Annotated in this window: 19 protein-coding genes; 8 read left to right on the top strand and 11 right to left on the bottom strand. The window is 66.7% G+C overall.

Annotated elements, in window-relative coordinates; translation table 11 throughout:
• The first annotated feature begins 12 nt into the window (after positions 1-12).
• Positions 13-1,083 (top strand): selenide, water dikinase SelD, encoded by a 1,071-nt coding sequence (gene selD, locus ABS45_RS07865; protein WP_291554750.1) that lies wholly within the window; start codon positions 13-15, stop codon positions 1,081-1,083.
• Positions 1,084-1,123: 40 nt separating this feature from the next.
• Here the strand turns inward: selD and hmgA are convergent, their stop codons facing one another.
• The 5 genes from hmgA to ABS45_RS07840 form a co-directional block, all read right to left on the bottom strand.
• Positions 1,124-2,413, bottom strand: a complete 1,290-nt coding sequence (gene hmgA, locus ABS45_RS07860; protein WP_291554748.1) for a homogentisate 1,2-dioxygenase — start codon at positions 2,411-2,413, stop codon at positions 1,124-1,126.
• A 108-nt stretch (positions 2,414-2,521) separates the two neighbouring features.
• Entirely contained in the window at positions 2,522-3,022 is a 501-nt protein-coding gene (locus ABS45_RS07855) for an N-acetyltransferase (RefSeq protein WP_291554747.1), read from the bottom strand.
• Positions 3,023-3,031: 9 nt separating this feature from the next.
• Positions 3,032-3,877: a thymidylate synthase gene (locus ABS45_RS07850; protein ID WP_291554745.1), complete on the bottom strand. Its 846-nt coding sequence runs from the start codon at positions 3,875-3,877 to the stop codon at positions 3,032-3,034.
• A gap of 36 nt (positions 3,878-3,913) precedes the next feature.
• The gene (locus tag ABS45_RS07845) at positions 3,914-5,338 is read right to left on the bottom strand and encodes an FAD-binding oxidoreductase (protein WP_291554744.1); all 1,425 of its coding nucleotides are present in this window, start codon (positions 5,336-5,338) and stop codon (positions 3,914-3,916) included.
• A complete protein-coding gene (locus ABS45_RS07840) occupies positions 5,319-5,729 on the bottom strand; it encodes a DUF2069 domain-containing protein (RefSeq protein ID WP_291554742.1) in 411 nt (136 codons plus the stop codon). The genes ABS45_RS07845 and ABS45_RS07840 overlap by 20 nt, the downstream gene beginning before the upstream one ends.
• 30 nt (positions 5,730-5,759) lie before the next feature.
• Between ABS45_RS07840 and ABS45_RS07835 the strand changes: the two genes are divergently transcribed.
• The 6 genes from ABS45_RS07835 to ABS45_RS07810 all read left to right on the top strand — a co-directional run bounded on the left by ABS45_RS07835 (position 5,760) and on the right by ABS45_RS07810 (position 15,218).
• Positions 5,760-7,004, top strand: a complete 1,245-nt coding sequence (locus tag ABS45_RS07835; RefSeq protein WP_291554741.1) for a YihY family inner membrane protein — start codon at positions 5,760-5,762, stop codon at positions 7,002-7,004.
• Between the two features lie 138 nt (positions 7,005-7,142).
• Positions 7,143-7,832: a TetR/AcrR family transcriptional regulator gene (locus ABS45_RS07830; protein WP_291554740.1), complete on the top strand. Its 690-nt coding sequence runs from the start codon at positions 7,143-7,145 to the stop codon at positions 7,830-7,832.
• Positions 7,829-9,742, top strand: a complete 1,914-nt coding sequence (locus ABS45_RS07825; RefSeq protein ID WP_291554738.1) for an alkyl sulfatase dimerization domain-containing protein — start codon at positions 7,829-7,831, stop codon at positions 9,740-9,742. The genes ABS45_RS07830 and ABS45_RS07825 overlap by 4 nt, the downstream gene beginning before the upstream one ends.
• 8 nt (positions 9,743-9,750) lie before the next feature.
• Positions 9,751-11,373, top strand: coding sequence for a GMC family oxidoreductase N-terminal domain-containing protein (locus ABS45_RS07820; RefSeq protein WP_291554736.1), 1,623 nt, complete (start codon positions 9,751-9,753; stop codon positions 11,371-11,373).
• Positions 11,374-11,564: 191 nt separating this feature from the next.
• Entirely contained in the window at positions 11,565-13,847 is a 2,283-nt protein-coding gene (locus ABS45_RS07815) for an arylsulfatase (RefSeq protein WP_291554734.1), read from the top strand.
• Positions 13,848-13,868: 21 nt separating this feature from the next.
• Positions 13,869-15,218 carry an MFS transporter gene (locus tag ABS45_RS07810; RefSeq protein WP_291554733.1) on the top strand — a complete coding sequence of 450 codons (1,350 nt, stop codon included), beginning with the start codon at positions 13,869-13,871 and terminating at the stop codon, positions 15,216-15,218.
• A 30-nt stretch (positions 15,219-15,248) separates the two neighbouring features.
• Here the strand turns inward: ABS45_RS07810 and ABS45_RS07805 are convergent, their stop codons facing one another.
• Together ABS45_RS07805 and ABS45_RS07800 are read right to left on the bottom strand one after the other, a co-directional pair.
• Positions 15,249-18,098 (bottom strand): EAL domain-containing protein, encoded by a 2,850-nt coding sequence (locus ABS45_RS07805; protein ID WP_291554731.1) that lies wholly within the window; start codon positions 18,096-18,098, stop codon positions 15,249-15,251.
• 38 nt (positions 18,099-18,136) lie between these two features.
• Positions 18,137-19,177: a quinone-dependent dihydroorotate dehydrogenase gene (locus ABS45_RS07800; protein WP_291554730.1), complete on the bottom strand. Its 1,041-nt coding sequence runs from the start codon at positions 19,175-19,177 to the stop codon at positions 18,137-18,139.
• A gap of 34 nt (positions 19,178-19,211) precedes the next feature.
• Between ABS45_RS07800 and rpiA the strand changes: the two genes are divergently transcribed.
• Positions 19,212-19,907 (top strand): ribose-5-phosphate isomerase RpiA, encoded by a 696-nt coding sequence (gene rpiA / locus ABS45_RS07795; RefSeq protein WP_291554728.1) that lies wholly within the window; start codon positions 19,212-19,214, stop codon positions 19,905-19,907.
• A gap of 34 nt (positions 19,908-19,941) precedes the next feature.
• On the opposite strand, the gene ABS45_RS07790 is transcribed toward rpiA, so the two are convergent.
• The 4 genes from ABS45_RS07790 to ABS45_RS07775 form a co-directional block, all read right to left on the bottom strand.
• Positions 19,942-20,592 (bottom strand): glutaredoxin family protein, encoded by a 651-nt coding sequence (locus tag ABS45_RS07790; protein WP_291554727.1) that lies wholly within the window; start codon positions 20,590-20,592, stop codon positions 19,942-19,944.
• A gap of 109 nt (positions 20,593-20,701) precedes the next feature.
• A complete protein-coding gene (locus tag ABS45_RS07785) occupies positions 20,702-22,735 on the bottom strand; it encodes a M3 family metallopeptidase (protein WP_291554725.1) in 2,034 nt (677 codons plus the stop codon).
• A 32-nt stretch (positions 22,736-22,767) separates the two neighbouring features.
• Positions 22,768-23,616, bottom strand: coding sequence for a bifunctional methylenetetrahydrofolate dehydrogenase/methenyltetrahydrofolate cyclohydrolase (locus ABS45_RS07780; protein WP_291554723.1), 849 nt, complete (start codon positions 23,614-23,616; stop codon positions 22,768-22,770).
• Positions 23,617-23,673: 57 nt separating this feature from the next.
• The gene (locus ABS45_RS07775) at positions 23,674-24,303 is read right to left on the bottom strand and encodes a response regulator transcription factor (protein ID WP_029695803.1); all 630 of its coding nucleotides are present in this window, start codon (positions 24,301-24,303) and stop codon (positions 23,674-23,676) included.
• Positions 24,304-24,311: the final 8 nt, after the last annotated feature.

Here is a 24,311-nt window from a genome sequence, read left to right as displayed (position 1 = left end):
TTTTCTTGCGCAATGTCCCAGCCCCTGGTTCCCACGGAAACGATTCGCCTCACCAGCCTCTCCCACGGCGGCGGCTGCGGCTGCAAGATTGCGCCCGGCGTACTGCAGGAGATATTGCAGGCCAGCGCCGCGGGCATCATTCCGCCCGAGCTGCTCGTGGGCCATGAAACCGCGGACGATGCCGCCGTTTACCGTTTGAACGACGAGCAGGCGCTCATCGCCACCACCGATTTTTTCATGCCCATCGTCGACGACCCGTTCGACTTTGGCCGCATCGCCGCCGCCAACGCGATCAGCGACGTCTACGCCATGGGTGGCAGGCCCATCATGGCGCTGGCGCTGCTGGCCATGCCGGTAAACAAGCTGCCGCTGCAGACCATTGGCCGCATCGTTGCGGGCGGACAAGCCGTGTGTCAGCAGGCCGGCATTCCGATTGCGGGCGGCCACACCATCGATTCGGTCGAGCCGATCTACGGCCTGGTCGTGATGGGCCTGGTGCATCCGGACAAGGTCAAGCGCAATGCGGGCGCCAAGGCGGGCGATGCGCTCATCCTCGGCAAGCGGCTTGGCGTAGGCGTGCTTTCCGCCGCGCTGAAGAAGGACGCACTGGATAGCGAAGGCTATGCGGAGCTCATCGCCACCACCACCCAGCTCAACACCCCGGGCGTGGCGTTGGCGGAGATGGCGGGCGTGCATGCGCTCACGGACGTGACCGGCTTCGGCCTTGCCGGCCATGCGCTGGAACTGGCCCGCGCCAGCGGGCTGCAGGCAGTCATCGACTATGGCAAGCTGCCGCTGCTGCCCGAGGTTGTGCGCATGGCAGCCCAGGGGCTGGTGACCGGTGCCTCGGGGCGCAACTGGGCCGCCTATGGCGCTGAAGTCACGTTGGCCCCCGGCCTGCCCGCCGTGGCGCGCGATCTGGTCTGCGATCCGCAGACCTCGGGCGGTTTGCTCGTGAGCTGCGATGCGGGCAGCGTAGAAGCGGTGCTGGCGCTGTTTCGCACGCAAGGTTTTGAGTATGCGGCAGTGATTGGCCGGATGCAGGCTGGTGTGGCGCCCGGCCTGGCCATCGTGGCGGGCTGACCACGATTGGCTCAGAACAGCTGGGCGCTGACTTCTGGTCTCAGCGCTTGGCAGGATCAAAGTGCTTCTGAATCCCCATCCAGCACTGGTGGTAGTTGCGCTGGCGCTGTGGTGATTCGAGCGCGAAGCGCGTGGTCTGGATGATCACCGGGGTTTCGAACATGATGGCCATGGTGTCTTTGATGTAGTCGGGCTGGCTGGTGTCGTGCACGCTCGCCTTCTCGAAAGTGCCGGCGTCGGGGCCATGCCCGATCATGGTGTTGTGCAACGACGCGCCACCGGGCAGGAAGCCTTCGGCCTTGGCGTCGTAGGCGCCGTGCACCAGGCCCATGAATTCGCCCGCGATGTTGCGGTGAAACCAGGGCGGGCGAAAGGTGTCCTGCATCGCCAGCACGCGCGGCGCAAAGGCGACGAAATCCAGCGTATCCACGCCCGGTGTGCTGCTGGGGGCATGCAGTACCAGGAAGATCGATGGATCGGGGTGGTCCCAGGTGATGGAGCCCACCGCGTTGAATTTGCGCAGGTCGTACTTGTAGGGCGCGCCGCTGCCATGCCAGGCCACGACATCGAGTGGCGAATGGCCGATCGGCGCCCGCCACAGGCGGCCCTGGAACTTGGCCACCATCTCGAAGTGGCCTTCCTTGTCTTCGTAGGCCGCCACCGGCGTGAGGAAGTCGCGTGGATGCGCCAGGCCGTTGGAGCCGATCACGCCCAGATCGGGCAGGCGCAGGTGCGCGCCATAGTTCTCGCACACGTAGCCGCGCGCGCTGCCGTCGGGCAGCTCGACGCGAAAGCGCACGCCGCGCGGGATCACGGCGATTTCCTGCGGCGCTATGTCGATCACGCCGAATTCGGTGGCGATGTGCAACCGCCCCTGCTGCGGCACGATGAGCAGCTCGCCATCGGCATTGTGAAAGTAGCGTGTGGTCATGGACTGGTTAGCTGCATAGATGTGCACCGCGCAGCCGGCATTGCCGCCCATGGTGGTCATGCCGTCAATGAAATCTACTTCAGCGCTGGGCCCTGGCAGCGGCAGCGGATCCCAGCGCAGCGGGTTGGGCGGCGTCGGCACTTCGTCGAAATGGCTGAGCCAGCGCGGTGCAATATCACTGAGTTCATAGGGCTCCTGCACCGCGGCGGGGCGGATGCGGTACAGCCAAGAGCGCCGGTTGGCATGGCGCGGCGCGGTGAAGGCGGTGCCAGAGAGTTGTTCGGCGTAGAGGCCGTAAGGCGCCTTCTGCGGCGAGTTGCCGCGCGCCGGCAGTGCGCCAGGCAGTGCCTCGGTCGAAAATTCGTTGCCGAAACCGGGCATGTATTGCAGTTCACTCATGGTGATCTCCTGAGACGGTATGCCCGCAAGCGTAGCCGGAAACGAAACGCCGTGTCGACGTGGGTTCTGCTGCCGCGAAGCATCCAGGTGCGTGGGAGTGCCAGGGTGTCAGGCCGTGGCCTCGAAGGCCGGGTGATAGCGCACGCTGCCGGATGCGCAAGCACTGCCAAAGGCGAGCGCCATGAAGTACGCAGGGGGCACGTCGGGCAGCACCAGCGCGGCATGGCGCGCAAAGCCAAAGCGCGTGTAGAAGCCCGGTTCGCCCAGCAGCACGCAACCGGCCGCACCCGATGCCCGCAGTTGGGTCAATGCCTCATGCATCAGCCGAGTACCAATGCCGCGCCGCTGCCACTGCGGCAGCACCGAGATCGGCCCCAGCCCATGCCAACCCTGGCTGCCATCGCTGATGCTGACCGGCGAAAGCGCGACATGGCCAACGAGCGAGCCGTCTTCTTCGGCCACCAGCGAGAGTGTGAGTGCCTCCGCAGCACGCAGTGCGCGCACGATGAACTGCTCGGTGTGGCTGCTGTGCGAGGACTGGGCAAATGCCGCGATCGTGAGTGCTTCGATTGCGGCGGCGTCGGCTGGGGTTTCCGCACGGATGCGCATGGCGCGCGCCTATACCGCCACCGGCGCCTTGAGGGCAGGGTGATGCTGGTAGCCGGTGATCTCGAAATCATCGAATTCGTAATCGAAGATCGACGCCGGGCGGCGTTTGATATGCAGTGTGGGGTAGGGGTAGGGCTCGCGCGCCAGCTGCGTGCGTACCTGCTCGAAATGGTTGCTGTAGAGGTGGCAGTCGCCGCCGGTCCAGATGAAGTCGCCCACCTGCAAATCGCACTGCTGCGCGAGCATGTGGGTGAGCAGCGCGTAGCTGGCGATGTTGAACGGCACGCCGAGGAAGATATCGGCGCTCCTCTGGTAGAGCTGGCAGGAGAGCTTGCCCGGCTCACCGGCCACCTGCGATGGCGCCACGTAGAACTGAAACAGCGCGTGGCAGGGCATCAGCGCCATCTTCGACAGTTCCGCCACGTTCCAGCTGGAGACGATGATGCGGCGGCTATCCGGGTTGGTCTTGAGCGTTTGAACCACCTGCGCGATCTGGTCGATGTGCCCACCATCCGGCGTTGGCCATGAGCGCCATTGCACGCCATAGACCGGGCCGAGGTCGCCCGTGGCAGGGTCAGCCCATTCGTCCCAGATCGTCACGCCGCGCTCCTGCAGCCAGCGCGCGTTGCCGTCACCACGCAGAAACCACAACAGTTCGTAGATGATGGATCTGAGGTGCACCTTTTTGGTCGTCACCAGCGGAAAGCCCTCGGCAAGGTCAAAGCGCATCTGGTGGCCGAAGACGCTTTTGGTGCCGGTGCCGGTGCGGTCACCCTTGGCCACGCCGTGCTCGGCCACGTGGCGCATCAGGTCTTCATATTGCGAGCGGATGGGGTGGGGTGAAGTATTGGTCAAAAAGGCCTCCAGCGCTTACCTTTCAAGCGCGAGCAGCTATTCTTTCGAGAGAACGCAACCCGGATTCATGATGTCCTGCGGATCGAGCGCCTGCTTGATTGCCCGCATCATCGCGAGCGCCACCGGCGGCTCGTACTGCTGCAGCTCATGCACCTTGAGCTGGCCCACACCATGCTCGGCCGAGAATGAGCCGCCAAACTGCGCCACCGCGTCATAGACCAGCCGGTTGACCTTGGCTTCCTGATCGCGCAAGAACGCCTTGCCATCGCCCCCCTCGGGGGCCTGCACGTTGTAGTGCAGGTTGCCGTCGCCCAAGTGCCCGAAGTTCACCAGCCGCACGCCGGGGATTTCGCGCTGCAAGAGCGCATCGGTGTGCTCGACGAAGGCAGGGATGCGCGAGGCGGCAATAGAGATGTCGTGCTTGATGTTGAGGCCTTCTTCGGCTTGCGCCAGCGGGATGCTCTCGCGCACGTGCCAGAGCTCGTGCGCCTGCGCCAGGCTCTCGGCCACCACGGCGTCGAGCACGCAGCCGTCTTCCAGCGCCTGCTCCAGCAGATGTTCGAAGCGAGCCCGCGCGTGCTGCTCGCTTTCGCTGTCGGCGTTTTCCAGCAGCACGCAGTAGGGCGCATCCACCATGCCGGCAAACGGCACGCGCAACTGCGGCATGTGTTTGACCACGAGCGAGAGCGCGAATTGCCCCATGACTTCAAAGCCTGTGAGCCCCGCGCCCAGGTGCTGGTGCGCCAGGCCCAGCAGGCGCACGGCGGCGGCCATGGAGGGCACCGCCGCCCAGGCCGTCAGATCAGCGACCGGCTTGGGAAAGAGCTTCATCGTCGCGGCGGTGATGATGCCGAGCGTGCCTTCGCTGCCGATGAAGAGGTGGCGCAGGTCGTAGCCGGTGTTGTCCTTGCGCAGACCGCTCAGGCCCTCCCAGACCTCGCCCTGCGGCGTGACGACTTCCAGCCCCAGGCACAGCTCGCGCGTGTTGCCGTAGCGCACCACCTGCGTGCCGCCGGCGTTGGTGCCGAGGTTGCCGCCTATCGTGCATGAGCCCTCGGCGGCGAGAGAGAGAGGAAACAGCAGCCCTTCCTTGTCCGCAAACTCTTGCAAGCTTTGCAGGATGCAGCCGGCCTCCACCGTCACGGTGAGGTTGTCGCGGTCGATCGCCCGAATGCGGTTCATGCGGGCAAGGGCGAGCACGATCTGCGTGCCGGAATCATCCGGCGTTGCACCCACCGAGAGGCCGGTGTTGCCGCCCTGCGGGACGATGGCCGTGCCGCTCGCGGCGCAGGCGCGCACGACGGCCGCCACCTGTTCGGTGCTGGCCGGGCGCACCACAGCGAGCGCCTTGCCCTGGCGGCGGCCGCGCCAGTCGCGCTCCCAGGCGCTGAGGTCGCCATCGGTGAGGACGTTATCGGTGCCGACGGCGGCGCGCAGTTGTTCAAGCAGGGGCGTGGTCATGGGGAGCAGCGGCCGCCGAGCGCTGGCGCAGACGAATGTGCAGGACGCAGGCGGCAAAAAGTATCAGGCACAGCGCGACTTCAAGGAGCGCGAGCCAGCGGCTGGGCGCCGGGTCGCTCCAGGCGCGCACCACGCCTTCGGTGAAATACAGCCAGACCAGCAGACTGACCCAGCGATAGGTGTACATGCGGCGCTTGAGCAGGCCGGCCAGTGGCAGGGCCAGCGGCAGCGCCTTGAGCGCAATCCAGGAGCCGCCGGGGCGCAGCGGCGCCAGCCACAGCTCCCACGCCAGACACAGCAGCACCAGCGCCAGCAGGCTGGCCACGGCCAGGCGCTGACTGAAGGCCACGAGCGGCGGCAGTGGCAGGGAAGAGGGCGGGGCAATCGGCATGGTGGGCGGAATCTGGGATCATACGGGGTGATGCGCATCCACCCCGCCACCTTCAAGCGCGCCTTGCGCCGGCTTGTGAATTTCCCCTGGCTCGGCGTCGCACGCCTGCTGGCCGAACGCTACCGTGAAGACCGCCTGGGGCAGACGGCGGCGAGCCTCACCTTCACCACGCTGCTGGCGCTGGTGCCCTTTGTCACCGTGGCACTGGCGATTTTTTCCGCCTTCCCGATCTTCGGCGAGATGCAGGAAGTGCTGCAGCACTGGCTGACGCAAAGCCTGTTCCCCGAGAACATTTCGCGCCCGGTGATGAACTACCTGACGCAGTTCGCCGCCAAGGCGAGCCGTCTCGGGGCGGTGGGTTTCAGTTTTTTGATCGTCACCGCGCTGGCCTTGATTCTCACCATCGATCGCACGCTCAACACCATCTGGCGCGTGCCGCGCCTGCGCCCGCTGGGCCAGCGCGTGCTGATCTACTGGGCCGCGATCACGCTGGGGCCGCTGGTGCTCGCCGGCGGCCTGGTGCTGACGAGCTCGGTGGCGTCGGCCGCATCGCACAGCCTCAAGGGCACGCTGCCCGGTGGCGTGCGCGCGCTGTTTTCCTCGATCGAATTGCTGCTGATGGCGGGTGGCATGTCGGCGCTCTACCACTACGTGCCCAACACGCCGGTGCGCTGGCGTCATGCGCTGGCAGGCGGTGCGTTTGTCGCTCTGGGCGTGGCAGTGGCCAAAAAGGGGCTGGCGATGTATCTGGCCTCGGTACCGACGTATTCGGTGATCTACGGCGCCTTCGCCACGCTGCCGATTCTGCTGCTCTGGGTGTATGTGGCCTGGCTCATCGTGCTGCTGGGGGCAGTGATCGCCGCTTATCTGCCGCGGCTGCGCGATGCGCTGGCGCATGCCGAGGCGGCGCCTCCTGCGCCGTTCGCGCTGGCGGTGCAGATCCTGCAGCAACTGCACGCGGCCAGCGCTCGGGCGCACAAGGGGCTCACGGCCGCGCAGCTCGCGCACGTGCTGCATGTGGGCCAGCCGCAGATCGCCGCGCCGCTGCAGGCGCTGCTGGAGCTCGATTGGGTGGCGCAGCTCAACGAGGTGGCCGCGGGCGCGCGCGACCTGACCGATGCGCGCCATGTGCTGCTGGCCGATCCATCCAACACGGCGATGCAGCCGCTGGTCGAGCGCCTGCTGCTTCAGCGCTCGCCCGAGCTGGAGCGGTTCTGGGGCAATACGGGCCTGGAGGTACTCAAGCTGGCGGACGTGCTGGTGCGGGTGCACTGATTTGCAGAGCAAAATTGGCCTGCATCGCTTTTCCAGCGGGCGCTGAAAGCTATGATTTTTGATTTTTTCACCCCTTGGGATAAACCCCGATAGGCAAAGCAGTCAGAGGTGAATACGCTAAAACATGAATTGATGTTCATGTTTATGCCTGTCAGCAAAACCCTTCCCCCACCCGAGCGTATCCATGCGCCGCGCCAGCAACGAGGGCGCCAGCGCCAGGATGCGCTGATACGCGCCGGTTTGCATCTGACATCCACGCGCCACTGGGACGATGTCAAGGTGGCCGACATCGCCGCCGAGATCGGATGCTCCATCGGCACCTTCTACACGCGCTTTCACACCAAGGCGGCCTACTTCGAGGTGCTGGTGGACCTGGTGACGCAGGCCATGCAGGAGGCAAGCAGCGCTTTCTTTGCCGCCCCCGAACGCGCGCTGGAGACCGAGCATGAGTTTCTCCACCGCTGGGTAGCGCTGGGGCTGCAGTCCTTCACGCGCCACCGCGGCCTGTATGCCACCGCCATCATCGAGCTGCGGCGCAAGAGCGCCGAAGAGGCGCTGCAATCGCCCCTGCTGCGCTTTCGCGAGAACAGTCGGGCGCAATTTCTGCACGCCATGGCCCGCTGGCCGCACTGGCAAGGGGATGAAGCGCGCGAGCAACTGCTGTTCGCCTTCCAGATCCTGCAAGGCGTGCTCATCAACGCGGTGCTGACCAACCCCGGCCCGCTGTATCTGCAGGACCCGGCCTTGCAGGTGCACCTCACCGCCGTGCTGGCGCGCTATCTCGGCGTGCAGCAGCAAGCGACATCATCGATGAGGAGGAAGGCATGAACACCCTGACACCAGGCTGCGCGCACGCCGGCACCGTGGATTTCCAGCGCCTCGTCGCCAGCACCGGGCCGGCTGAAGATGGCGAGGATTTCGAGGACGCACGGCGCGGTTTCATCGCGACGCTGCCCGATGCGGCCGTTGCACGCCCCGATGGTGCCAGCGTCTGGAACCTGGCGGCCTACGGCTTTCTGGCGCAGCAGCAGGCGCCAGACACCGTGCATCCCGCACTCTGGCGCCAGGCGCGGCTCAACCAGATCCACGGCCTGTTTCAGGTAAGCCAGCGCATCTACCAGGTGCGCGGTTTCGATATCGCCAACATCACCTTCATCGAGACCGACAGCGGCGTGGTGGCCTTCGACGCCCTGATGGTGCCCGAGACGGCGGCCGCGGCGCTGGCGCTGTACCGGGCACACCGCGGCAACCGCGCCTTGCTGGCGGTGATCTACAGCCACAGCCATGTGGACCACTTCGGCGGCGTCACCGGTCTCACCAACCAGGCCGAGGTCGACGCCGGGCAGGTGCAAATCATTGCCCCGGCGGGCTTCATGCATTCCGCCGTGTCCGAGAACGTGCTCGCCGGCGTGGCGATGGCGCGGCGCGCGCAGTTCCAGTTCGGCAACACATTGCCCATCGGCCCCGCTGCGCAGGTGGACAGCGGTCTGGGCAAGAACCTGCCGCGTGGCCGCCCGGGTCTGATTGCGCCGACGCGCGAGATCACGCAACCCATGGAAACGCTGGTGATTGACGGGCTGGAGATGCAATTCCAGCTCGCGCCCGAGACCGAGGCGCCGGCCGAGATGCACCTCTTCATCCCCTCGGAAGGGGCGCTCAATCTGGCCGAGAACGCCACGCACACGCTGCACAACCTGTGTCCGCTGCGCGGCGCCAAGGTGCGCGATGCGCTCGCTTGGTCCAAGTACCTCAACGAGGCGCTGCATCACTGGGCCGCGGCGACGCAGGTGATTCTGGGCCAGCACCACTGGCCCACCTGGGGCAATGAGCGCGCCCTGCGCCTGCTGGCCGAGCAGCGCGACCTGTACCGCTACCTGCACGACCAGACCGTGCGGCTGATGAACCACGGCCTCAAGGCCGCGGAGATTGCTGAACGCTTGCAGCTGCCGCCGGGTCTGGCGGGCCGCTGGCATGCGCGCGGCTACTACGGTAGCGTCTCGCACAACGTGAAGGCGATTTACCAGCATTACCTGAGCTGGTACGACGCGCACCCGGCCAGCCTGAACCGGCTGCCGCCCGTCGATGCGGCGCGCAAGTACGTCGCCTACATGGGTGGCGCCGACGCGCTGCTGGCGCGCGCGCATGAGGACTACGCACGGGGCGAGTTCCGCTGGGTGGCCGAGGTGATGGCGCATCTGGTCTACGCCGAGCCGGCCAACCAGGCTGCGCGCGGCCTGGCGGCGGCGGCACTGGAGCAGCTAGGCTTTCAGGCCGAATCGGCCACCTGGCGCAACGCCTACCTGCTGGGCGCGCACGAATACCGCGCCGGGCCGCCGCAGCCCCAGGCGGGTGCGGGCGCGGGGATGCTTTCGGCGCTGTCCAACGATCTGCTGTTTGACCTGCTCGCGGTACGTATCGTGGCGCCGCGCGCAGCGAAGATGGCTTTCACCATGGCCTGGCATTTCAGCGACAGCGACGAGCACTGGCTGTCCGCGCTCTCCAACAACGCGCTCAGCAGCATTCGTGTGCTCCAGGCCCCCAAGGCTGATGCCGGCGTGCGCACCGACCGCGCCACGCTCGATGCACTGCTGCAGCAGCAATTGAAGGTGCCTGCGGCGCTGGCCAGCGGACGCATGAAGCTGTCGGGGAATTCGGGGCTGCTGGCGCAGTTTTTCGGTCTGCTGGATCGTTTTGACGGCGCCTTCCCGGTCGTCGATGCCGCCAGCGTGGCGCAATGAGGACTGCCATGGACGACGCACTTGTTTTTGACTACATCATCGTCGGCGGCGGCTCGGCCGGCTGCGTGCTGGCCCACCGCCTGAGCGCCGACCCCGGCGTTCGCGTGGCGCTGGTCGAGGCCGGCCCGGCCAGCGGCGGGCGCTGGGTCAGCATTCCGGCAGGGCTGATAGGCACCGTGCCCATGCACCGGCTGAACTGGGCGTTCGACACCGTGCCGCAAGCCGCGCTGAACGGCCGCCGCGGCTACCAGCCGCGCGGCAAGGTGATGGGCGGCAGCTCGGCGATCAACGCCATGTGCTACATCCGTGGCCACGCCAGCGACTACGACGGCTGGGCACAGGCCGGCTGCAGCGGCTGGGGCTGGGACGAGGTCTTGCCCTACTTCCGGCGCGCCGAGGGCTGCCTGGTGCCCGAGCTGGATGCACGCCTGCATGGCTTTGACGGGCCGCTCAAGGTCAGCGCACTGCGCTCGCCCAGCGATTTCAACCGGCTGGTGCTGGACGCCGCTGCCGAATGCGGCCATGCGCGCAACGGCGACTTCAATGGCGAGACGCAAGAGGGCGTCGGCCTGTACCACGTCACGCAGGAGCACGGCGTGCGCTGCGACGCGGCGCGTGCCTACCTCGATCCGGTGCGCAGCCGCGCCAACCTCACGCTGATGGCGGATGCCCATGCCACGCAGATCGCGTGGGACGGGCGGCGCGCAACCGGAGTGGAGATCATCGCCAACGGCCACAAGCGCCAGCTCACGGCGCGCGCCGAAGTCATAGTGAGTGCGGGCGCGTTCGGCAGCCCGCAGCTGCTGCAGCTCTCGGGCATAGGCCCGGGCGCCGAGCTGCAGCGCCTGGGTATTGCCTGCATCGCCGACCGTGCGCAGGTGGGTGCCAACCTGCAGGACCATCCGGATTCCATCCTCACGCGGCGCATCGACGACACCCGGCTGTTCGGCCTGAGCCTGGCCGGACTGCGCACGCTCTGGCAGGCCTGGGGCCAGTACAAGCGCGACCAGTCCGGCATGCTCTCGACCAACTACGCCGAAAGCGGCGGGTTCTTTCGCACCCGGCCCGATCTGGATCGACCCGATGCGCAGTGGCACTTCGTCATGGGCATCGTCGACAGCCACGGCAGAAAGCGCCACCTGGGGCATGGCTTCAGCCTGCACACCTGCATCCTGCGCCCGCAGTCGCGCGGCAGCGTCCGGCTGGCCAGCAGCGACCCGCTGGCCACTCCGCTGATCGACCCGGCCTTTCTCACACATCCGGACGACATGGCGGCGCTGGTGCGCGCGACACGCGCCACCGCCGAGCTGTTTCGCACCAAGGCGCTGGGCCTGTACGCACAGGTGCCACTGATGCCCGAGCCCGACTGGCAGGGCGGCGATGCGGCCATCGAGGCCTTTCTGCGCCAGCATGTGGACACCATCTACCACCCGGTCGGCACCTGCCGCATGGGCGCCGATGCCGACTCGGTCGTCGACCCCGAGCTGCGCGTGCGCGGGGTCGACGGCCTGCGCGTGGTGGATGCGAGCGTCATGCCCGGCCTGATCGGCGGCAACACCAACGCGCCGACCATCATGATCGCCGAGCGCGCGGCCGACCTGATCCTGAGGCGCTGCGATGCCCCCGCTTGACTCCTTCCCCCTCTGGGGGAAGGCGGGGAAGGGGGCCGGTCGGCCATGGACACGGGAATCGAAGCCACAAGACGCTACTGGCCCCCACCCCGGCCCTCCCCCAGAGGGGGGATGAAAATACAAGCCAAATCAGGCTCTAGCGCTTGCCAGACAAGCGTGAGCAGCTACCAAAACAGGCAAGGAGACACCTCATGACTGACCCGCGCATCGGCAAGACCGTTCCCGAATCCACGCCCCACTGGCCCGCTGCACCCAAGCGCCCGGCGGGTGCGCCCAACATCCTGCTGGTGCTGTTCGACGACGTGGGCTTTTCCGACTTCGGCTGCTACGGCTCCAGCATCCGCACGCCGACCATCGACCAGACCGCCGCGCGCGGCCTGCGCTACAGCGGCTTTCACACCACTGCCATGTGCTCGACCACGCGCGCCGCGCTGCTCACCGGGCGCAACCACCACGCGGTCGGCGTCGGATGCCTGGCCAACTTCGACAGCGGCTTTCCCGGCTACCGAGGCAAGATCAGCCCGGACGCAGGCACGCTCGCCGAGATGCTGCGCCCGCACGGCTGGCGCAACTACATGGTGGGCAAGTGGCACGTCACGCCGCTCACGCAAAGCGGCCCGGCCGGGCCATTCGACGGCTGGCCGCTGGGGCGCGGGTTCGACCGCTTCTACGGCTTTCTCGACGCCGAGACCGACCAGTACGCGCCGGAGCTGGTGCGCGACAACACCCACGTCGATCCGCCCGATACCTACGAGAGCGGCTACCACCTGACGAGCGACCTGGTCGATCAATCGATACGCATGCTGGCCGAGCACCAGGCCGACGCGCCCGATGCGCCCTGGCTGCTGTGGCTGGCACTGGGCGCTTGCCACGCGCCGCACCAGGCGCCCCACGACCTTATCCGCGGCTACGACGCGCAGTTCGCCCACGGCTGGGACGTGGAGCGCGAACAGCGTCTGGCGCGGCAAAAGGCGCTGGGTCTGGTTCCGCCCGATACCGCGCTGCCGCCGCGCAACGACGGCGTACCCGCCTGGGACAGCCTGGGCGCGGATGAACAGCGCGTCTTCACCCGGCTGCAAAGCGCCTACGCCGGCATGCTGACGCACGCCGACGAGCAGCTCGCGCGGCTGATGCAGTTTCTGGAAACCAGCGGCATGGCCGACGACACGCTGGTGCTGGTGCTGTCGGACAACGGCGCCAGCCAGGAAGGGGGCGTGGCCGGCTTCGTCAACGCCATGGGCCCGTACAACCTGCGCCGCGAGGAGATGGCCGAAAAGCTCGCGCGCATCGACGACATCGGCGGCCCCGGCACGCACGCCAACTTCCCGCAGGGCTGGGCCATGGCGTCCAACACCCCGCTCAAGCGCTACAAGCAGAACACCCACGGCGGCGGCATCCGCGACCCGTTGGTGCTGGCCTGGCCCCGGGGCATCGCCGCGCGCGGCGAGCTGCGCCATGGCTTCTGGCATGCGCGCGACCTGCTGCCCACACTGCTCGACGTTTGCGGCGTCACGCCACCCGCAGCCATCCACGGCGTCCCGCAGCAACCCGTCACCGGCGAGAGCCTGCGCGCGACGCTTTCTGATCCCGCGCCGCGCAGCCGCCAGGGTGCGCAACTCTTTGAGATGTTCGGCCACCGCGGCCTGTGGCAGGCCGGCTGGAAGGCCGTCGCCTGGCACGCGCCCGGCACGCCGTTCGATGCCGACCGCTGGGAGCTGTACCACCTCGACGAAGACTTTGCCGAGAACCACGACCTTGCCACAGCCGAACCCGAGCGCCTGGCTCGGCTCAAGGCGCTGTGGTGGCGCGAGGCCGAGGCGCACCAGGTGCTGCCGCTGGACGACCGCTTCGGTGCGCGCTTTGCCGAGAACGCCCAGCGTGCCCAGGGCGCGCGCACGCGCTTCGTCTTTCACCACGGCATGGGCCATCTACCCAGCGATGTCGCGCCCGACCTGCGCTCGCGCAGCTACCAGATCGAGGCCCAGGTGGTGATCCCGCAATCCGGTGCCGAAGGCGTACTCATCGCCCACGGCGACGCCACCAGCGGCTACAGCCTGTACCTGCAGGACGGCCATCTGGTGCACGACATGAACATCGGCGGCGTGCACCAGCTGCTGCGCTCGGCGCGCCCTGTGCTGCCTGGCCGTCGGCGCCTGGGCTTTCGCATGCAGCTCGGGCCGCTGGTGCTCACGCCGCCCATCCCCGGCCACGGTCGCGTTGCAGTCCCTGCCAGCCGCAGCGCCAGCCTGTGGATCGATGGCGACGAGGTGGCCGAAGGCGCGTGCCCGCTCGGCTTTGCCACCTTGATTTCGTGGTCCGGCCTGGACATAGCGCGCGACCGGGGCAGTCCGGTTTCGCACTACGCGGCGCCGTTTGCGTTCACCGGCCGCCTGATCTGCGTGACGGTGGATCTGGCACCACAACAGCCGCTGCATGGCGATGGCATTGGCCAGGCCGAAATGGCGCGTCAGTAATTCCCTTTCAGGAGCGTGACCATGGCCTTTTTGAACCCCGCCCAGCCACCGCTCGCCGCCGGCGCGCAGTTCCCACCCCGGCGCCAGGCGCGCTATGCCCTGCTGGTCCTGTTTCTGGGCTACATGCTGGCATTCGTCGATCGCAACGTGGTGTCGCTGCTGGTCGTCCCCATCGAGCACGACCTGGGCCTGTCCGACCTGCAGATGGGGCTGCTGCGCGGCACCGCATTTGCCATCTTCTATTCGATCTTCGGCTTTCCCATCGCCTGGCTGGTGGACCGCTACAACCGGCGCAACATCGTGCTCGGCGGCGTCGCTGTCTGGAGCCTGATGACCGTGCTCGCCGGGCTGTCACGCAGCTTCATGAGTTTCTTCGGCGCACGCGTGGGCGTGGGCGCAGGCGAGGCGGCCATCCTGCCCAGCGCCACCTCCTTGATCGCCGACTACTTCCCGCCCGAAAAGCGCGGCCGCGCGATGGGGTTTTTCGCCTCCGGCATCTTCATCGGCTCGGCGGTGGCGCTGATTGGCGGCGGCCTGCTGCTGGAGCGGCTGCATGGCCAGGTCACCGTGCTGCCGCTGCTGGGCGCGCTGCACCCCTGGCAGGTGGTGCTGGTGGCCGCCGGCCTGCTGGGCCTGCCGCTGTTCCTGGCGGCGCTGTTCGTGCGCGAGCCGCCACGCCTGTATCTGCACGGCCGCACGATGGCGCAGGCGGCGCAGCAGAGCGTGGGCTTTTTCGAGACCTTCCGCCAGCACCCGCGGGCATTTGGCGCGCACTTCATCGGCTTTACCGCGCTCGGCTTTGCCTCGTATGGCGCTACCTCGTGGTTGCCCACGCTGTTCATGCGCGAGCACCACTGGAGTGCGCTGCAGGTGGGCGCGCGCCTGGGGCTGATGGCGCTGCTGCTGGGCCCGCTGGGCGCGATCATCGGCGGCATGGTGGCCGACCGCATGGAGAAGGCCGGGCAGCGCGCCGGCAAGCTCATCGTCGGTGCTACCGCGGCGGCGCTCACCATCGTCCCGGCGATCGTCATGGGCCTGTCTGGCAGCGCCTGGCTCACGTATGCAGCGGCTGCGGTGCTGACTCTCTGCATCAGCCTGATCTGGGGCGTGGCGCCGGGTGCGCTGCAGGAGATCGCGCATGGTGCGGTGCTGGGGCGCGTGGTGGCGGTCTATACCGCGCTGCTCAACCTGATCGGCCTGGGTTTGGCGCCCCCCAGCATCGCGTTGCTGGGCGAGTCGATCGCCGGCAAGAACGCGGGCCTGGGCACGGCGATCGCCATCGTCATCCCGCTGGCCTGCGGGGTTGCGCTGCTGGCGTTTGCCACCAGCATGGGGGCCTACCGGCAGGCGAGGGCCGACCTGAAGCAATGAGCGAGCGACAGCGCCGGCTTTCGCCCGGCCTCAAGCGGTGGCGGCATGCATACGCACGAATTCCTCGAATTCAGGCGCCGCCAGCGGCCGGCTCAGGTGGTAGCCCTGAATCTCACGGCAGCCGTGCTGCAGCAGGAAGCGGGCCTGTTCGGCAGTCTCCACCCCTTCGGCGATGGCGTCCACGCCCAGGCCCCGCGCCAGCTGGATGATGGCCACGACGATGGCCTGGTCGTCCGCATCGCTGTGGATGTCGCGCACGAAAGATTGGTCGATCTTGAGCTTGTGAATCTTGAAGCGCTTGAGATAACTCAGCGAGGAATACCCGGTGCCGAAGTCGTCGATGGCCAGCTGCACCCCCAATTCCCGCAGATCGCGCATGTGCTGGACGGCGACCTGGGGGGCTTTGAGCGCGGTGGCTTCCGTCAGCTCCAGTGCCAGGTACTTTGCCGGCACGCCGGTGTCTTCGAGCGTGCGGCGCACCAGCCGCGGCAGATTGGCCTGGCCAAATTGCACCGCCGAGAGATTGACCGCGATCACCAGCGGCTGCAGGCCCGCTTCCAGCCATTTGCGCACCTGCGCCAGCGCCGTGCGCAAGACCCATGCGCCGATGGCGACGATCGCGCCGTTGGACTCTGCAATCGGAATGAACTCGGCCGGCGATACCTGTCCCCAGCGCGGATGGGTCCAGCGCAGCAGGGCTTCGGCGCCGATGATCGCTCCGCTGTGCATATCCATCTGCGGTTGATAGACCAGATGCAGCTCATCGTTGGCCAGCACCGTCTTGAGCGCGTTGCTGAGTGCCAGCGCGCGGGCACTGCGCTGTTGCAGATCGGCGCTGAAGCATTGCCAGCCGTTGCGACCCTGGCTCTTGGCTTCGTAGGCAGCCATCTCGGCGCACTTGAGCAAGGTGTCGAAATCCGTTGCGTCCTGCGGATACAGCGCGATCCCTGCCGAAGCGGTGCAGGACAGCGTGTGTTCGGCGAGCTGCATCGGCTGATCGATGGCTTCCAGCATGCGCTGGGCGCAGGTCCTGGCCTCCTCGGCTTGTGCCTGGGGTATCAGCAGAGCGAATTCGTCCCCGGAATGGCGGGAAAGCACATCCTGCTGCGCAAGGCTGTTGCGCAGCCGCTGGGCCACCAGGTTCAGCAGCAGATCGCCCACGCCGTGGCCTAGCGAATCGTTGATGTCCCTGAAATGGTCCAGGTCCAGCCAAAGCAGTGCAAAGGGCTCGGAATTGCTGCAAAGCCGGGTGAAAAGCGCCTTGAGCATGCGGCGGTTGGGCAGACCGGTCAGCTGGTCGTAGTTCACCAACTGCTCGATGCGCTGGGCCGCGCGCCGCTCGCTGGTGACATCGGTCTGGTGCGAGAGGTAGTGGGTGGTGGCCCCACTCGCGTCGCGCAGCGGGTAGATGACCACGGCTTCTACCGTCTCCACGCCGGCCTTGGTGCGATTGAGCAGCTCACCCTGCCAGGCATTGCCCTGCGCAAGCTGCGTCCACATCGCCTGGTAGGTGGCGGCCGGCGTCTTGCCGGACTGCAGCATGCGGGGGTTGCGGCCCACGGCTTCTTCAGCGCTGTAACCGGTGCCGCGCACGAAGGCCTGGTTGACGTAGACGATGCGTCCCTGCAGATCGGTCGCGATGATGGTGTTCGGACTCTGCGCGACGGCCAGCGAGAACAGGCGCAGGGCTTCGGCATTCTTTTCGCGTTCGGTCACGTCGCGCGAGATGACCACGAACCGCGTCGTGCCCCGGTCATCGGCGGCAGCGCGCGCCACGGACAGCTCGAATGCCAGCGGGGTTTGCGGCGTGGGGCTGAGCCGGATGATGGCGCCGCGCGACAAGCCGTGCATACTGGCCTCGGCAATCGCCGCCAGAACCGTATCGGCTTCTCTGGCCGGCATGACGTCGCGCACGGTCTTGTCCCGCAGGTTGCCGGCGGCCGTCAGCATGCCACCCCCGCTTCCTTCGTGGATGTCGAGGTAGCGCCCTTCGCCGTCAACGACGAACAGCAGGTCTGGCAGCGCCGTGAGCAAGGCCTGTTGTTGCGCGGTGGTGGCGCGCAGCAACGCATAGGGCTGGCGCACAGTGTCGGAAAACGCGGCGCGGTAGAGAAAGATGCAGGCCAGCACCTTGTACACATGACCGGCCAGGTTGTAGATGTCGGTCGCGCTGGCGTAGCGGGTGAGAAAGAATTCGCTCATCGCTGCCGTGCAGGCGGCGGCAAGGAACAGGTCCGCATTGGCCATGCTGCCATCGCGCATGCGCAGTGCCAAGAGCAGTGCGGCCAGCGCAAACAGGGCGATCACCACATATTCAGCGGTGACCTTGAAGGTGGTCAGGCCTTCTCCAGCGATGAAGGTCCTGGGCAGCCAGGAGACCTCTTTCAGAACGGCGCCATGCACCAGCACCACCAGCACCAGCGTGGCCGTCAGCACGGCCAGTGGCCGTTGAGGTTTGACGCTCGGTCGCAGCGACAGGGCGGCAAAGGCCAGCAGGCTCGCGGCGTCCAGAAAGCGGGCGGCCAGCCAGAAAAGAATGGCTTTCTCCACCGAGCTGGGGGTGACGTAGTCCGCCATGCCCGGATACGAAAGCATGTGCGAAAAATCCAGCAGCGCCGAACCGAGAAAGGTGCAGCCCAGCATCATCATGCCGGGGCGCAGCTGCTCGCGGCGCACGCTCCAGATGGTGGCGAAGATCATGCCGGCGACGGCGATGGCCAGTGTTTCGAGCGCCGTATGCAGCGGCAGGTAGTTGACAAGGTTTTGCAGCTGCGGCGGCACCGGGGCGAGCAGCAGCACGACTTGCAGCGCCAGCAGTGCCAGCAGCACCTGCAGCGAGCGATGGCTTGAAATCGCGGTGGCAATGGGCGGTTTCATCATGCGGCGGCAAGCAGCAATCGTTGGTGAGCCGCCAGCGATCAGGCGCGGCGCAGTGCGCGTGCCACCTGCAGCACCAGTGAAGGTCCGCGGTAGATCAGCCCGGTGTAGATCTGCACCACATCCGCCCCCGCCTTGATTTTTTCCACGGCATCCCGGGCGCACAGGATACCGCCGACCCCGATGATGGGAAAGCCCGGGCCGAGCAGCGCACGCAGCTGATGGATGATGGAGTTGGAGGCTTGTCTGAGCGGCGCGCCGCTGAGCCCACCGGCTTCCTGAGCATGCGCCTGACCCTGCACGCCATTGCGGCTGATGGTGGTGTTGGTGGCGATCACGCCGTCCATGCCGTGGCGCTGCAGGGCCTGGGCGATGGCCGCCACTTCCCTGGGCTGCAGATCGGGAGCGATCTTGAGAAAAATCGGCGTGCGCCGGCCATGCTCGCGGGCCAGCTCATCGCGGCGATTGGCAAGGGCCGCAAGCAAGGCATCCAGCGCTGCATCGCTTTGCAGACTGCGCAGGTTCCTGGTGTTGGGCGAGCTGATGTTGACCGTGACGTAATCCGCATGCGGGTAGACGCCGGCCAGGCATGTCAGGTAGTCGCTCGCGGCGTTCTCGATGGGCGTGGCGGCGTTCTTGCCGATGTTCAGGCCCAGCAGCATCCCCCCGCCTTGGGCGCGCACGCGCGAGCGCTGGACATTGGCAAGAAAGGCATCCAGCCCGTCGTTGTTGAAACCCATGCGGTTGATCAGCGCCTGCGCCTGTGGCAGCCGGAACATGCGCGGCTTGGCGTTGCCGGGCTGCGGCTTGGGGGTGACGGTGCCCACCTCGACAAAGCCGAAGCCCATGGCGGCGAAGGCGTCGATGCAGTGGGCGTTCTTGTCCAGGCCTGCGGCCAGACCGACACGATTCGGAAAGCGCAGACCTGCCAGCGTGACCGGGTCGCTCACCGTCGGGCAGGACCAGGTGCGCGCCAGTGGCGTGCCCGCGGTATGGGTCAGCAGTTTGAGCGTCAGCTCATGCGCGGCCTCGGCATCCATGCGAAACAGCAGGGGGCGAGCAAGCGAGTAGGGCAGCGGCATGAAGATAATCCGGGAAATTGCCCGATTTTCCGCCATGACCATGACCAGCGCACTGACACAAGACCAACTCAAGACACTCGTGGGCCAGGCGGCCCTGCGCTACGTTGTTGCTGGCGAGATTCTGGGCGTGGGCACGGGCTCGACCGTGAACCAGTTCATCGCCGCGCTGGCCGGCATCAAAGGGCAGATTCCGGCCGCGGTATCGAGCTCCGAGGCCAGCACCCAGCGCCTTCAAGCCCTGGGCATCCCGGTGCTGGACGCCAACGAGGTCGAGAGCATCAGCGTCTACGTCGATGGAGCGGACGAAATCGATGGCCGGGGTTGCATGATCAAAGGCGGCGGTGCAGCGCTGACACGCGAAAAAATCGTCGCCGCGCTGGCCCGGCGCTTTGTCTGCATTGCCGATGAGAGCAAGCGTGTCGACACGCTCGGCCGTTTTCCCCTGCCGGTGGAGGTGATTCCGATGGCGGCTGCGCAGTTGGTGCGGCGCTTTGCCGCGCTCGGTGGCACGGCGGCGGTGCGGCTCAAGGACGGTGTGCCGCTGGTGACCGACAACGGCCAGCATATTCTGGACGTGCGCGGGCTCGCCATTGCCGATCCGCCGGGGTTCGAGATGCAGGTGAACCAGTGGCCCGGCGTGGTGACCGTCGGCGTGTTTGCGCAGCAAAAGGCCGACGTCTGCCTGCTCGCCACCGAGACCGGGGTTCAGACCCTGGACTTTGCCGCGTGATGTGAAGGCAGCGCGGACCTTGTTCGGCGGTGCCTCAAAAAACGATTCCGGCCGGGTTGGATGGCGTGCGCGTTCCCGGGGGCGGGGGCGGCGGCGCCGGGCGCGCCAGCTCGGGCCTGGGTACGATGTTGCTGGGCGTCACGCTGGTGCTGTGAGGCGCCAAGGCGGTGGCGGCAGGGCGCTGGTAGCCGGGTGGCAGCTCGGAGGTCTTGGGGTAACCCGCGGCGTCCAGGTACTGGCTCCACTCGGTATCGGAAAAACCCTTGAGCCGCTGGGCGCCCACGGTCAGCAGCGGCAGGCCGGTGTCGCCGGCGATGCTCTTGAGCGCAGCTATGTCTTCGTTGCTGGTGATGGTGTGCTCGGTGAACGGAATACCGCGATTGACCAGCAGGTTGCGCCCATTCACGCAGGGCGGGCAATCGGCGCCGGTATAGAGCACCACCGGAAAGCGCGTGGCCGGCTGGCGCAAACGGTAGGGCAGGGCAGCGCTGTTGGCTGCGGCACCGGCCCCGGGCGGGCCACCTTCCACCCGCGCGCCCTTGGGGACGTTCTCGGGCGGGCGATCGGTGAACGAAACCCTGCCATCGGGCCCGACGATGCGGTAGACCGATTGCGCCTGTACGCCGGCCGCCAACAGCAGCACTGATGCGCAGGCCATTGCAAGAAGCGGAGTGCGTTGGCGCATGGCAGATCTCCAAGTGTCTTTCAATTCGATAGCTGATGGCGTATGCCGACAGCGCGCTCCAATTGATTTTGACGCAAATCACCCAGGATGCAAGCGATCGCGCGCGATTTCATTGCGCCATGCCCTGGTGGCGCAGCAGCGCATCGAGTTGCGGCTCACGTCCGCGAAAGGCCTTGAACGATGCCATCGCCGGGCGGCTGCCGCCGGATTCGAGGATGGCCTGGCGGTAGCGGCGCCCGGTCTCCAGGCTGGGTCCGCCATCGCTGCCACGCGTTTCTTCAAACGCCGCATAGGCGTCGGCCGACAGCACCTCGGCCCATTTGTAGCTGTAGTAGCCGGCGGCATAGCCACCGCTGAAGATGTGACTGAAGCTGTGCGCAAAGCGGTTGAAGGCCGGCGGCTTGAGCAAGGCAACTTCGCCACGCACTTCATCCGCCAGCGCCAGGATGTCGGTGGCGCCGGCCTGGCGGGTGTGCAGCAGCATGTCAAACAGCGAAAACTCGATCTGGCGCAGGGTTTGCAGGCCGGCCTGGAAATTCTTGGCAGCCAGCATCTTGTCAAACAAAGCGCGCGGCAGCGGCGCGCCCGTATCCACATGCGCCGTCATGTGCCTGAGCACTTCCCATTCCCAGCAGAAGTTCTCCATGAACTGGCTCGGCAGCTCCACCGCGTCCCATTCCACGCCGCTGATGCCGGAGACATCGTGCTCGTTGACCTGGGTGAGCATGTGCTGCAAGCCGTGGCCGAATTCATGGAACAGCGTCGTCACGTCGTCGTGCGTGAGCAGTGGCGGCTTGCCGTTGACGCCCTCGGCGAAGTTGCAGACGAGGTAGGCGACGGGGGTCTGCAACTTACCGGTATCGGGGCGCAACCAGCGGCTGCGCGCGTCGTCCATCCAGGCGCCACCGCGTTTACCGGTGCGCGCCGGCTTGTCGAGATAGAACTGACCCACGAGCTGGCCCGCCCGCTCTATGCGGTAGAACTCCACGGCGGGGTGCCAGACCGGGGCTTCGTCGCGCCTGATCTGCACCTCGAACAGGGTCTCGACGATCTTGAACAGGCCGGCGAGCACCTTGGGCGCCGGGAAGTACTGCTTGACCTCCTGCTCGTTGAAGGCGTAGCTCGCCTCCTTGAGGTGCTCGGTGATGTAAGGCCAATCCCAGGATTGCGGCTCGGTCAGCTGCAGTTGCTCGCTGGCAAAGCGGCGCAGATCGGCCAGATCGCGCTCGGCAAATGGCCGCGCGCGTTGCGCCAGATCGCGCAGGAAGTGCAGCACCTGCGCCGGAGATTCGGCCATCTTGGGCACGACCGACACTTCGCCGAAATTGGCATAGCCCAGCAAGGCCGCCTCTTCCTGGCGCAGCGCCAGGATTTCCTGCATCACCTGGCTGTTGTCGAACTGCCGTGCCTCGCCCGCGGCCTGATCGGAGGCGCGCGTGACGTAGGCGTGGTAGAGCCGTTCACGCAGGCTGCGTTCATGCGCAAACTGCATCACCGGCAGGTAGCAGGGCATGTGCAGCGTGAGCTTGTGACCCTCCTTGCCTTCGGCCTGCGCCGCTGCCCGGGTGGCCTGCAGAACGTCGTCAGGCACGCCGGCCAGCTCTGCGGTGGTGGCCAAGTAGCTGAACGCGTCGGTGGCGTCGAGGACGTTTTCGCTGAACTTTTGCTGCAGCTGGGCCAGGCGCTCCTGCACGGCGGCAAAACGCTCGCGATCGGCGCCCTGCAGCTCGGCGCCCGAGAGGCGAAAGCCGCGCAGGGCGTTGGACAGCGCCTGGCGCTGTTCGCCATTCAGGATTTGCGGGTCAATCGCCTTGTACTTGGCATAAAGCCGCTCATCGGCGCCGAGCTTGGTCCAGAACGCCGTCACCAGGGGTAGCGCGGCGTTGTAGGCGGCGCGCAGCTCGGGCGTGTCCATCACGCTGCTCAGGTGGCTGACGGCGCTGAAGGCACGCCCCAGTTGTTCGGTGGCCACGTCCAGCGTGCCAGCCATGGTATTCCACTCGGCGGGAAATTCGTCTACCGTCACCTGCGCCAGCGCCGTCTCGCAGCGCTGCAGCAATTCGTCGACGGCAGGGGCGACATGCGCCGGTGTGATGCGGTCAAAGGCGATGGCGCCGGAGAAGTCGAGCAGGGGATTGTTCATGGATTCTCAGAATGGCGGCGCGGCGCCAAAGTTCAAGCGCTGCGCTCGGCCGCCTCTATGGTGTTGACCAGCAGCATGGCGCGCGTCATCGGGCCGACGCCGCCGGGAACCGGGGTGATCCAGCCGGCCACCTCACGCACCCCCTCGTAGTCGACATCGCCGCAGAGCTTGCCCGCATCGTTGCGGTTCATGCCGACATCGATGACGACCGCACCGGGTTTGACCATGTCCGCGGTGAGCACGTTGCGCTTGCCCACGGCGGCGACGATGACATCCGCCTGCAGCGTGAGCGCCTTGAGGCCCTGTGTGCGCGAATGGCAGATGGTGACCGTGGCGTCCTTTTGCAGCAGCATCAGCGCCATCGGCTTGCCGACGATGTTGCTGCGGCCAATGACGACGGCGTGCTTGCCCCTGAGCTCATAGCCTATGGATTCGAGCATCTTCATGCAGCCATGCGGGGTGCAGGGCCAGAAGCCCGGCAGCCCGGTCATGAGCGCGCCGGCGCTGGCGACATGAAAGCCATCGACATCCTTGGCCGGGGAGATCGCCGCAATGACCTTGTGCGTGTCCAGGTGCGCAGGCAGTGGCAGTTGCACCAGGATGCCGTGGACGGCGGGGTCCTGGTTGAGCGCTTCGATGCGCGCCAGCAGCTGCGCTTCGGGCAGGTCGGCGGGGTAGCGCTCCAGCGTGGCGCCCAGGCCGGTTTCGGTGCTGTCGTTGACCTTGTGGCGCGTATACACCTGGCTGGCCGGGTCTTCGCCCACGAGGATGATGTTCAGCTGCGGCGCGATGCCGCGCGCCTTGAGCGCCGCCGTGCGGTGGCTGACTTGATCTCGGATCTGGCGCGCCAAGGCGTTGCCATCGATGGTATGGGCCGTCATTTTGAAGAAAAAGTGGCTTTTGCGCAGGCTGTGCGTGCGCTTTCAGCTATGAAAAAATCAGGGTTTGGCGGCGCTGTTGCCGAGCGCGATCTTGAGCAGGTCGGCGACGGTGTTGGCGCCCAGCTTTTCCATGATGTTGGCGCGGTGCGCCTCCACCGTCTTGATGCTGATGCCGAGGTCGTCGGCGATCTGCTTGTTCAGGCGCCCGGCGACGATGCGCTCGAGCACCTGCGATTCGCGCCCGGTGAGCTTGGACATCAGCGCTTCATGGCTGGCGGCGATCTCGTGGTCGGCGAAGGTGTCGCGCGCGCGGGCCAGCATGCGTTCGACCAGTTCCAGCAGCTCTTTCTCGTTGAACGGCTTCTGGATGAAATCGAGCGCACCTTTTTTCATGGTGTCCACCGCCATCGGCACGTCGCCGTGGCCGGTGATGAAGACGATGGGCAGCGGGGATTTGCGTTCGAGCAGCCGGTCCTGCAACTCCAGCCCGGTCATGCCGGACATGCGCACATCGATGATCAGGCAGGCCACCTCGCGCGGGTCGTAGCGCGTCAGAAAGGCTTCGGCGGAGTCGAAACAGCGCACGCGATAGCCTTTTCCCTCCAGCAGCCATTGGAGCGAATCGCGCACGGCTTCGTCGTCATCGACAACATACACGGTGCCCTTTTTCGGCGACATCAGGTTCATGCAATTCC

The sequence above is a fragment of the Comamonas sp. SCN 65-56 genome, assembly GCF_001724135.1.
Classification (GTDB): Bacteria; Pseudomonadota; Gammaproteobacteria; order Burkholderiales; family Burkholderiaceae_C; genus Comamonas_C.
The sequence above is the reverse complement of the archived record's forward strand: the minus strand, read 5'-3'. Positions and strand labels throughout refer to the sequence as shown.

Bases quoted from the DNA above. Each gene is read 5' to 3' on its own strand.
- ABS45_RS07775 (WP_029695803.1), bottom strand. From the start codon at position 24,303: ATGAACCTGATGTCGCCGAAAAAGGGCACCGTGTATGTTGTCGATGAC.
- ABS45_RS07780 (WP_291554723.1), bottom strand. From the start codon at position 23,616: ATGACGGCCCATACCATCGATGGCAACGCCTTGGCGCGCCAGATCCGA.
- ABS45_RS07855 (WP_291554747.1), bottom strand. From the start codon at position 3,022: ATGCGCATCCGTGCGGAAACCCCAGCCGACGCCGCCGCAATCGAAGCA.
- ABS45_RS07800 (WP_291554730.1), bottom strand. From the start codon at position 19,177: ATGCCGCTGCCCTACTCGCTTGCTCGCCCCCTGCTGTTTCGCATGGAT.
- ABS45_RS07820 (WP_291554736.1), top strand. From the start codon at position 9,751: ATGGACGACGCACTTGTTTTTGACTACATCATCGTCGGCGGCGGCTCG.
- ABS45_RS07825 (WP_291554738.1), top strand. From the start codon at position 7,829: ATGAACACCCTGACACCAGGCTGCGCGCACGCCGGCACCGTGGATTTC.
- ABS45_RS07815 (WP_291554734.1), top strand. From the start codon at position 11,565: ATGACTGACCCGCGCATCGGCAAGACCGTTCCCGAATCCACGCCCCAC.
- selD (WP_291554750.1), top strand. From the start codon at position 13: ATGTCCCAGCCCCTGGTTCCCACGGAAACGATTCGCCTCACCAGCCTC.
- ABS45_RS07810 (WP_291554733.1), top strand. From the start codon at position 13,869: ATGGCCTTTTTGAACCCCGCCCAGCCACCGCTCGCCGCCGGCGCGCAG.
- ABS45_RS07845 (WP_291554744.1), bottom strand. From the start codon at position 5,338: ATGACCACGCCCCTGCTTGAACAACTGCGCGCCGCCGTCGGCACCGAT.
- ABS45_RS07835 (WP_291554741.1), top strand. From the start codon at position 5,760: ATGCGCATCCACCCCGCCACCTTCAAGCGCGCCTTGCGCCGGCTTGTG.
- rpiA (WP_291554728.1), top strand. From the start codon at position 19,212: ATGACCATGACCAGCGCACTGACACAAGACCAACTCAAGACACTCGTG.
- ABS45_RS07790 (WP_291554727.1), bottom strand. From the start codon at position 20,592: ATGCGCCAACGCACTCCGCTTCTTGCAATGGCCTGCGCATCAGTGCTG.
- ABS45_RS07840 (WP_291554742.1), bottom strand. From the start codon at position 5,729: ATGCCGATTGCCCCGCCCTCTTCCCTGCCACTGCCGCCGCTCGTGGCC.
- ABS45_RS07805 (WP_291554731.1), bottom strand. From the start codon at position 18,098: ATGATGAAACCGCCCATTGCCACCGCGATTTCAAGCCATCGCTCGCTG.
- ABS45_RS07785 (WP_291554725.1), bottom strand. From the start codon at position 22,735: ATGAACAATCCCCTGCTCGACTTCTCCGGCGCCATCGCCTTTGACCGC.
- hmgA (WP_291554748.1), bottom strand. From the start codon at position 2,413: ATGAGTGAACTGCAATACATGCCCGGTTTCGGCAACGAATTTTCGACC.
- ABS45_RS07830 (WP_291554740.1), top strand. From the start codon at position 7,143: ATGTTTATGCCTGTCAGCAAAACCCTTCCCCCACCCGAGCGTATCCAT.